The organism is Clostridium sp. KNHs205, assembly GCF_000702945.1.
In the GTDB taxonomy this organism is placed as follows: Bacteria; Bacillota; Clostridia; order Lachnospirales; family Lachnospiraceae; genus Anaerocolumna.
Genome location: NZ_JNLE01000004.1, coordinates 1 through 8,936 on the forward strand (window position 1 = coordinate 1; position 8,936 = coordinate 8,936).

Below are 8,936 nucleotides of genomic sequence, written 5' to 3' on the forward strand. Positions count from 1 at the left end.
ATATCCTGCTGCACTTATTAAAAATACTGCTATTAATACGAACAACATACTTTTTCTTAAAAAATTATACACAAAAAACTCCCCTTTCGGTAACTGGCTGCCAGCTTATGCTCTGCATAAGTTAAGGCCCTCTAGCTTTGCGTCACCAGCTTTCACTGGTTTTGCCTTTATCGGTGGAAAGCACCGAGCATCTACAAGTTTCAAAATAAATATTTTGTAGAAATATGACGTATATCTTATGACGACATTATAACACAGGCTGTTATAATTTGGTATAGTAAATTTGACTAGATTTTATATTTCCTTTCAGCACATAGATATACAGGATGTTTTATTATTCTAACTTATTAGAATTTCCTATAAAAAAATAAATGCCACTGATTGAGACAACTATTTCTGCTTCAATCAATGGCATTGTTTATTACTATTTGGAGTTCTTATTCAATTTCTTCTTTTTTCTTACCTCTTATAAATGCGATACCACCAGCCGCAATACCAATTATGCAACGGGTAATAGACCAATAGGAAACTCCTCTCCAGTCTTAGGAACTTTAACTCCTTTTTCAGGGTCTTCCGGTTCAGAATCTCCCGTGACACCCGCCTCGGGGAATTTCATTTACATCAATCTCTATGAGTACTTCCTTCTTCCGTTCCGTCGGGATGCTCTATTACTATTGTAAATTCGTCTTTCCCTGTAAAGTCCTTATCCGGTATATAACTCCAATTTCCATCTTTATCAAACGGTAGTCTTTTCGTTGTCGGGTTTCTTCGTTATAGTAGGTTTGCCACCGTCAGGTACTTTACCGTCCCACCTTTGGTGTGTTTTCCGGGGTGATTTCAATAACTGGTTCCCTGGTTGGCGTTGGCCTTCGGGATTGATCGTTGGGGGTTGGCGTATTAGTAGGTGCCGGTGTCACACTCGGTGTTGGTGTAGGAGTTGGTGTCTGTGTAGGCGTCGAGTTGGTGTACCTGGCTGTCCGGGTGTAATAATAATAGGATCAGGTATGTATAGCTGGTTTTCCACTTCAACAGTAAATACAATACTGGTATTGTCTATCATTATTGTATTTGTCCTGGCATCCAATATATACCCCTGAGGAGCTTTCGTCTCCTTCACCAGATACTTTCCGAACTTAAGCCCGGTAAGCACTGCTGTTCCGTCGTTTCCGGTCTTAAGGGTTTCTGTGGTACCATCCGGAGCTGTTACTGTGAACTCTGCGCCTTCCAGTAATTTTGTTTTATCACTTCTGTCCAGCTTGCGAATAATCAGCGTTCTGAGGATATCATTTTCTATTGTTACTGGTATCTGCAAAGGAGAACCAACCTTTATCTGTATATCTGTTTCATTGGCAGTTGGCATTATATACCCTTCCGGAGCATTGATTTCTATCAGTTTATAATTACCAAGCAGCAGATTGGGGATAATAGCAATTCCATTATCATCCGTCATAATGTTGTCAGCTACCTTTTTACCGTCTTTCCATAACTCAAATTCCGCATTTTTTAACACAGTTCCTTCATCTTCTGCATCAACCTTTATAATCTTGATGGAACGGTAGATTTCATTACCAATGGAAGGCAGTATCGTATCATAATCCGTATCATGGGTTATCTCAATGAAGGTAAAAGGATTGTCGGGGAGTTTATAGCCTTCTGGTGCTTTGGTCTCAAACCAGTCTGTAGCTGCCGACCTTCAGTCCTGATATTATAATCTCACCTTTGCTGTCTGTCGTATAAGTACCAATAAGTACATTGTCTGCATCATAAAGCTTGAATTCTGCTCCTTCAAGCGTCTTATCAGGTTCTTCTGAATCAACTTTGATAATTTTAATTGTCTTAAGAGATGCATTTTTAATAACTTTTGTAATTATATTGTCCAGGCTGCCATCGGAGGATTTATCAGCCGCTGCATCTATTACTATAGTAGTTTCTGTATCTTTGGCAGCTGATAACCAGCCGGCGCGGTTATTTCTACTAATTTGTAAGTTCCATTTACAAGGCCCGGAATCGTTAATATTCCATTGCTGTCACTGGAGTAGGTATCACCGATTTGCTGGTTAGCGGAATCATAAAGCTTGAATACAGCTCCTGATAATTTCTTAGAACTGTCTTCCTTATCCTCCTTTACTACTTTTAATGACTTTTTGCTTTCATTATTAATAACTTTTGTAATTATATTGTCCTGGCTGCCATCGGAGGATTGATCAGCGGCTGCATCTATTACTATTGTAGTTTCTGTATCCGGAGGCAGCTGATAACCATCCGGTGCAGTTATTTCAACTAATTTGTAGGTACCGTTTACAAGTCCGGGAATCACTAATATTCCATTGCTGTCACTGGAGTAGGTATCACCGATTTGCTGATTAGCAGAATCATACAGCTTAAATACAGCTCCGGACAGCTTCTTTGAACTCACATCCTTATCCTCTTTAACTACCTTTAAGGACTTCTTGCTTTCGTTTTTGATTGTAAAGACCAACGGATTCACAGTCTCAGATTTAATTTCAATAACTTCTGATTCTACCTCTATGGGTAACTGATAACCGTTTGGTGCCGCTGTTTCTATTAGCTTGTAATTTCCATATTCCAATCCGTTAAACAGCAGCTCTCCATTTATACTGGTTGTTTTTTCCTCTATAACAGTTTCTGTACTGTCAGACTCAACCTTTACTAGTTTGAATTTGGCCCCTCCCAGCTTCTTGCCGCTTTGATCCAAATCTACCTTAACTACCTTGATTCCTTTTTTCGCTTCATTAATAATGTCTTTTACGACGTTTTTATTTGTGGAGTTGACCGTTATTTCATATTCCGTATCGTTTGAATAATACCCCCCGGGGGCTGTCAGTTCCCTTAAATAATAGGTTCTGTAGGATAAGCCCTGATAAACAAGGATGCCGTTAGTCGTCTGCTGGCTGCTGCCGCTGATAACGGTCTTTGTACCATTCAGGTAATAATAAAGCTCAAATTCGGCATTTGAAGAAGTTATGAGAGCTCCCGTATCCTTATCCCTTTTATTAATGGTTATCTTTCCTTTATTGGTGGTTCCTCCGCCTGTACCAAAGGCTGTCTGAGTAACTGTGAAGCCTGAACCATTATTGGCACTGCTGGTCTTTGACACTCCTGTTCCTGTCAGTTTCGCGGAATTTTTGATTACTCCGGTTTTAGCAGTTACTACCGTCTTATACTCTATTTCGTACTTGGAAGTTATCGTACCGTTAAAGATAACCGTTAGGTTCCATTCTCCGGCACTGCTGCCTGCTACACTGATTAAGGTATACTCACCGGAGGCAGGATCTACGATTTCTCTCGTTCCGGTGTTTATATTGGTGATTTTATACACTTTAAGGCTGTCATTTAAATATACATGACCACTGCTAATAACGTCAGTAAATATTGCATTCTGTACTTCTGAAAGACTCTTATTCAGGGCCACTTTCCAGTTAATTTCATCATCCGGGTATACCTTCATATTAGAATCTACATCTGTTGCCGCTTTCTCAACAAAATTATTGTAATCCGGATATGAAACCTTCGCTTCATATGATGCAGATGAGGCACCCTTTATTACAGTAGCCTTATTGCCGTAGTTCGCTTTAGAAAGTCCATCTACCTTCGTTGTATACTCGATAACATAAGGATCTTGAGGATTTTTCGTAATGGTAACCTTAAATCCAAGCGTTGTCAAGCTCTGTCTCTCCGTTATATAATACGGCATTATTTGTATATGAGGTCTGTGCATAGCTTGTAATTTTTGTTTTGTATACTATACGGTACGCTTTCCCTTTTATTTGCCCCAACGACACAGAAAATCCATTTTCTTCAATTACCGGTGTCACCGGACTTTCTGCACCGGGAGTCAAGTCCCCGTAATATCCTACAGAAAGCGGATATATTTTAACGCTGTCTTCTATCAGCTGAAGGCCTGCCGGTATGGTATCCTTAAATATTGCATTGTCAATATCCTCAAGAGCGGTGTTCACATCAACCGTCCAGGTAACTTCTTTGGCATTAAGAGCTTCATGGGTTTCAGTTTTTGTTATAAGATCGGTCCCGCTTGCAGGCTTAACGGTCAAGCTGAAATTCAAACTCTCCATATACTCAAACTGAACAAGCTGAGTAGTATCTTCTTCAAATTTCGTAAGATCAAACTTAAGCATGATTCCTACTGTTCCGCTTCTTTCTTCCTCATAATCTCCGCCGTCCTGCAGTACTTCGTTAAATTGCAGTTTAAGATATCCCGTATCCTTATCAAAGAGGAAGGTACCTATCACCGTATAGCCATCTGAGGCGATTAAATTACCGGATGCAGTTGCAATGGGCTTAAATACATCTGGAATCTTAACCTGGGCATAATCACCGCTTAGCAATTCCTTTTCATCTGGAATTTTCCAGTAAAACATTAATCCCACTTCAGTACTCTCCGTAATTTCCAACGGTTTATCCAGAGGCAGCAAATCCTCAGGATTGGCAGTCTTGGTCATTACCACCTGGGTAAATATATTTCCCAGATCCGGATTATGTTCTGCCTTTACGTTACCTAACCCAAATCCCTGAAGGGGTATATTGGATATAAGACTTAAAATCAAGATTACAACTAAAAATTTCTTGATTTTCTGAAACATATTCTTCATTCATTTCCTCCTTATTTCTTTGCTTTTTATAGTTTTGGAATTAAATTCTTTCTCATCACCTACTTTTTCTCTAAAGATTATTACCTTATGTATTGATGCTTAATTTCTTATCTCTTTATGGAATATGGTAAAAGTGTTATAACCTCCATCTTATGTAAAATAAATTATAACTTTTCATTCTGAACAAATTCTAATCGGGTAGGAGGTAGATAATTATTTTATCTACCGACCTCCCACACCACCGTACGTACGGTTCCGTATACGGCGGTTCTTTAGTTTTCATAAACTATCAGATAATAGTCAAGCATGGATGTATATCCTAGCTTGGCTATTATTTTATTAGAAAATATCTGGTTCAGCACTTGCGCCATGCGCCAGTACCCTTTTCTACTACAGGCAAGTTCTTTGGCTCTCCAATGCTCACATCCTATGGCTCTAAGCATTCTGTACTTTGTCTTGATTTTCTTCCACTGTTTCCAATAGACCGCTCGTATTCTGCGTCTAGCCCATTCATCTATGCCTTTTAGAAGATTCTTCATATCTGCGAGTTTAAAGTACTCTATCCATCCTCTCACAAACTGTTGGTATTTATCTTCTCTCGCTGTGTTGCTCATGCCATTGTTTCGGTCTGTCAGATTTCGTATTGCGTCTTTCATCTTTGTTACGGATTTCGGATGTACTCTAAATCTGCATTTACCTCTATATCTATAGAATGTATATCCAAGATATTTAACTTTACTGATGTGCGCGACTTGCGTTTTCTTCCTATTCACTTTCAGAAATAGCCTTTTCTCAATGAATGGTATGATGTTTTCCAAGGTTCTTTCTGCACTCTTTTTGCTTTTACAGAAAATCATGCAATCATCTGCGTATCGGACAAACCTATGTCCTCTGCTTTCAAGTTCCTTGTCCAACTCATTTAGCATGATATTACTTAGCAATGGACTTAATGGTCCACCTTGTGGCATGCCGACCTCTGTTTTCTCAAACACCCCTTTTGTTATCACTCCAGCATTGAGGTATTTATGTATCAAAGAGATAACTCTGCCATCTTTGATGGTTCTTCCCAATACCTCAATCAGCTTACTCTGGCATACGGTATCAAAGAACTTTTCCAAATCCATATCAACCACATATACGTAGCCTTCGTTTACATTCTTTTGGCATTGTTTCAGTGCATCATGTGCACCTTTTTTCGGCTGAAAACCAAAACTGTTTTCTGAGAACTGCTCCTCGTAGATAGGCGTTAGTTCTTGTATGATTGCTTGTTGGATAACTCGGTCAACCACGGTTGGAACTCCAAGCTTTCTGAACTCACCTTTTGTTTCTTTTGGTATTTCTACCCTTCGAACTGGGTTTGGCTTAAATCTGCCTCCCTTTATCTCTTGAATTAAGGTGTCTTGGTTTTCCTTTAAGTAGGGCAGAAGTTCATCCACCTGCATTCCATCTGTTCCACCTGCTCCTTTATTTGATTTCACTCGCTTATATGCCTTGTTGAGGTTATCTTTTCGCAAAATCAATTCCAAGAGATTATTCATCCAATAGTTTGTGATGATACCGCTCTTTTCAGTAATCTTCCCGTAGTCGAACACTTCTGCATCCTCTTTCTGTTCCGCAGATACCATTTGCAGATAGTCTTCCATATGAAGTTGTCTGTTCTTAAATCTACTATCAGTTACTTTCATTGCTTGTACCTCCTAAAGTTCAGTCCTTCCCATATCATTTGCAACTGAAATGGTACTATGACCTCGGCTGACTTCTCGTCATTCGTTGTTACTACAAGTTTCATACTCTGTTTTCACTTGCTGACGAGATCTCCCTGGGTACCACACGTTTCTTTCTCTCCATCCATCTGCCACATTTACTACAGTTAATTCCGAGTAGTTATTGGACTTTAACTTGTATTGCAGTCTTATCCTTAACTGTAGCCTGATGTGATTTCTGTTCGTCAGACCAGAGATTTGCCTCCACCTTCCTTCAGATTCGCAGTCACCCACGACACCCTTGGTCTTGGCTGTGTCTTTCCCACTACTAGGGCAGACTAGGGACTTTCACCCATTAGAAACGTGCGCCGCCAGGCGCACAATAAAAAGAGGAATTAAACCAGTCGTCTAATTCCTCTTTTCATGTATTATAATTTCACTCTAACCATCTTTATTTGATATTAAACCAAAGCACAGGATGGACGGTGAATTCTTCTGAAGTTACCATATAGCCATAGTCCATCACGGTTCCTTTCTCTGTCATAAATGCCGCGCTGTTTTGCGAGTAGCCGGGAGAACGCAGCCAGCTGCTGTTTTTAAACCCCTTTAGAAGATTTTGGTACTCATTCGCTTCCATTGCACTTAACAAAAAGACAGAATCCAGAGTGTTGTTTCCTCCGTCAGTTCCATAAGCCGATTTGCTGTTTTCGTTATTACTTTGGAGGATATTATTCCGTTCACTCTCTGTGAAGGTCTGAAGGAGAAAGTCATTATTAAGAAACTGCCGAAGGGTGGAATTTTCCCAGGTTATGGAGGCAGCGTTTATATTGTATGCTCTTTTTTCCAGTGCAACTTTCTTTATAAGTAATGCTTTATCTTCTGATTTATTCAATATTATCCAGTTATAACCACCTATCATAACGGTATCACCCGGCTCTTCCTTTTGTAGTATCCGTTTGATCATGAATACTTCCTTTTCTTCACTGTCTTTATAATCTTCTGCTGAAGAAAAGGCTTTGGCAGCACCTTTATAATCCTCTTCCTTATATAGATTCTGCCCAATCATATATTGACTTTTCTTCCACTTAGTTTCGCTGGCTTTATAATCACCTAATTTATCATATATTTTAGCTGCCGCCGGATAAGCTCTTAAAAACAAAAGGGTATTTGCTGCATAATATCTGCTGAAAGGAAGAATAGAGATCAATATCAAAATCAGAATACCTGCTATTATACTAATTTTTTGAATCAGACTTTTCTTAATACTTTTGTTTTCAATCTTTGCACTTAGATCTTCGCATTGTGCTGCCAATGTATCGGCATTATTATACCCGCTGGCTTTCTTAAACTCCTCTGCTGCCGCCTTATACTCAGATACACTCCTGGCTTTGTCCATAATTATCTGTGCTTTTTCATATGCCAGTTTTTTTAATTCCTTTTCCGTCTCCTGAGCTAATTGTCTGCATTTCTCTGCATAGGCTTCCGATTCCTGAAAATTCTTCAGTTCTGCAAACTGATCTGCAATATTCTTATACATCTCAACCTTAGATGCAGTAATTGTCATACACTGGGTACTTTGCATCAGATTGATCAATTCCTCATATATTTGGTCTGTGTCTTTCTCAACTACCTTTGGTTTTTCTTTTTTCATATACGAAACCCATTCTATATTAGCTGAGCATTCATGGGAGTACCATATTGATAGCCATAAAAATTTAAACATGGTGTCTTACAAATGAATACACTTAAGTTCAGCTGAATATTGTCCTTTTACTCAATTTTGATTAATTATTTATTCCTTTAATTTTAACTATATAATCCGACAAACTGATTTTCTAAAAAACAGATTAATTATATTATTTATTTCTTTAACATCCGTCTTTCCGTAGATAATTTGGTGTTATGATTTTATGCTAATCAATCTGTATATATTGCTGTCTAAAAGTATATATCTTGCATTTTTAACAATTAGCAATATAATTACTCAGCATTTGCATATAAATAAGATATATAAATACTTAATTCCCTTATTAAGCATTTTATCTTCTTGCAGATAAAATCTATAGGCAGATATTGTTTTATCTCTTTATCCCATTTACAAATCCTTTTCTCTTTTCCAATTCTCCTTTCCTGGGTCATAGCTTATTTCAAGATAAAAATTTTATCTATAAAGCTCTTCATTTCGTTTAATCCTGTTCCCTCTGAAACTTTCAGTCAGAAACCTATTCATTGCTTAGGTTTATGTTATTTTACAGCTGTATTATACTCCTTATTTTAATGTAATACAAAATATATCTTTTACACTCTGACTATTTATTAGTATATAATATTATTATAGTTTTCCTGCTCTGATAAACGTAATTGCATTGACTTGTGCCAGGAGACCTTATCAGTCTACAGGAATATCCCGCTTATTAATACTGTGATTATATGCATTTCCAGATTGGTAAAATTTCTTTTGTAATCATTGAATATACCTTAATATAGCAACGGAGAACATAAAATAAAGGGTATGATTCCAAAGAATCATACCCTTTAAGCCTTATTAATATTACTTTACAAGATGAACTTAAAATTCTATCAAAGCGTAGAATCCCTGTTT

5 protein-coding genes and 1 riboswitch are annotated in these 8,936 nt (G+C 38.1%); all 5 genes read right to left on the reverse strand.

What is annotated here, in order from left to right; genetic code table 11:
• Positions 1–85 precede the first annotated feature (85 nt).
• Positions 86–176, reverse strand: a riboswitch (cyclic di-GMP riboswitch).
• 737 nt (positions 177–913) lie between these two features.
• Positions 914–1,510, reverse strand: a complete 597-nt coding sequence (locus BR73_RS29185) for a SpaA isopeptide-forming pilin-related protein (protein WP_033167669.1) — start codon at positions 1,508–1,510, stop codon at positions 914–916.
• Between the two features lie 408 nt (positions 1,511–1,918).
• Positions 1,919–3,685 carry a SpaA isopeptide-forming pilin-related protein gene (locus BR73_RS0119625; RefSeq protein WP_033167670.1) on the reverse strand — a complete coding sequence of 589 codons (1,767 nt, stop codon included), beginning with the start codon at positions 3,683–3,685 and terminating at the stop codon, positions 1,919–1,921.
• Positions 3,666–4,631, reverse strand: a complete 966-nt coding sequence (locus BR73_RS0119630) for a collagen binding domain-containing protein (RefSeq protein WP_033167671.1) — start codon at positions 4,629–4,631, stop codon at positions 3,666–3,668. Before BR73_RS0119630 ends, BR73_RS0119625 begins: the two co-directional genes overlap by 20 nt.
• 272 nt (positions 4,632–4,903) lie before the next feature.
• On the reverse strand, positions 4,904–6,316 hold the full coding sequence (gene ltrA / locus BR73_RS0119635; RefSeq protein ID WP_033164413.1) for a group II intron reverse transcriptase/maturase: 1,413 nt from the start codon (positions 6,314–6,316) through the stop codon (positions 4,904–4,906).
• A gap of 469 nt (positions 6,317–6,785) precedes the next feature.
• A complete protein-coding gene (locus tag BR73_RS27670; RefSeq protein WP_051685418.1) occupies positions 6,786–7,985 on the reverse strand; it encodes a DUF6273 domain-containing protein in 1,200 nt (399 codons plus the stop codon).
• Positions 7,986–8,936: the final 951 nt, after the last annotated feature.